The sequence below is a fragment of the Microbispora hainanensis genome, from assembly GCF_006874475.1.
Classification (GTDB): Bacteria; Actinomycetota; Actinomycetes; order Streptosporangiales; family Streptosporangiaceae; genus Microbispora; species Microbispora hainanensis.
Window position 1 is genome coordinate 1 of sequence record NZ_VIRM01000142.1, and the last position, 1,374, is coordinate 1,374.

Annotated in this window: 1 protein-coding gene; it reads right to left on the bottom strand. The window is 66.3% G+C overall.

The window, feature by feature from the left end; all coding sequences use genetic code 11:
- Nucleotides 1-30 precede the first annotated feature (30 nt).
- The gene (locus tag FLX08_RS39860; RefSeq protein WP_142625428.1) at nt 31-1,335 is read right to left on the bottom strand and encodes an IS256 family transposase; all 1,305 of its coding nucleotides are present in this window, start codon (nt 1,333-1,335) and stop codon (nt 31-33) included.
- Nucleotides 1,336-1,374 lie beyond the last annotated feature (39 nt).

Genomic DNA, 1,374 nt, shown 5'->3' on the forward strand with positions numbered 1-1,374 from the left:
AGTCAACGGTGTAACTCGCGGCTGATTTTTCTATCGCGAGGCCGGGGATAGCCGGCCTTCAAAGGTGATGGCGAAGGCGTTGAGGGCGGCCTTCCAGCGGGTGACCCAGCGTTTGCGGCCCTTCCCTGTAGGGTCGAGACTCATGATCGCCATGTAGATGCACTTGAGCGCCGCCTGCTCGTTGGGGAAGTGGCCGCGGGCCTTGACCGCCCGGCGGATCCGGGCGTTGACCGACTCGATCGCGTTCGTCGAGCAGATCACCCGGCGGATCTCGGCATCGAAGTTGAGGAACGGCACGAACTCGGCCCAGGCGTCCTCCCACAGCTTGACGATCGCCGGATACCGGCTGCCCCAGGCCTCGGCGAACTCCATGAACCGCTCGAGCGCGGCGGCCTCGGTGGGCGCGGTGTAGACCGGCCGCAACGCTTTGGCGATCGCGTCCCAGTGCTGGCGGGCGGCATACCGGAAGGAGGCCCGCAGCAGGTGCACCACACAGGTCTGCACGACGCTCTGGGGCCAGACCTGCTCGATCGCCTGCGGCAACCCCTTGAGCCCGTCACAGACCACCATCAGCACATCGGCGACGCCCCGGTTCTTGATCTCCGTCAGCACATGCAGCCAGAACTTGGCGCCCTCCCCGCCGTCGCCGGCCCACAGGCCGAGGATGTCGCGTTCGCCGTCGACCGTCACGGCCAAGGCGACGTAGATGGGCCGGTTGGCGACCTGACCATCGCGGATCTTCACGTGGATGGCATCGATGAACACGACGGGGTAGACGGGGTCGAGCGGCCGGTTCTGCCACTCGGTCATGCCCTCGATCACCTTGTCGGTGATGGTGGAGATGGTCTGCTTTGAGACCTCGGCACCGTAGACCTCGGCCAGGTGTGCGGAGATCTCGCCGGTGGTCAGGCCCTTGGCGGCCAGCGAGATGACCATCTCATCGACCCCCGACAGCCGCCGCTGCCGCTTGGCCACGATCTTCGGCTCGAACGTGGCGTCCCGGTCCCGCGGGACGCTGATCTCCACCGGCCCGACGTCGGTGATGACCGTCTTGGTACGGGTGCCGTTGCGGGCGTTGCCCGTCTGGCTCCCGCCGCGTTCGTGCTTGTCGTAACCGAGATGGTCGGTGATCTCGCCTTCCAACGCGGACTCCAGTACCAGCTTGGTCAGCCGGCCCAGCAGCCCGTTTTCGCCGACCAGCTCCAGGCCGTCGGCGCGGGCCTGCTCGACCAGCTTGGCCACCAGTTCCCGATCCGAGGCCTGCGGCTCCTTACGCGCCACCGCGGCGTCCTCCAGGTCATTCGTCGCTTCCGATGCCTGGATCACAGTAGTCATCGAGTGCGTTCTCCTTGATCAGGAGTTACACCGAAGACC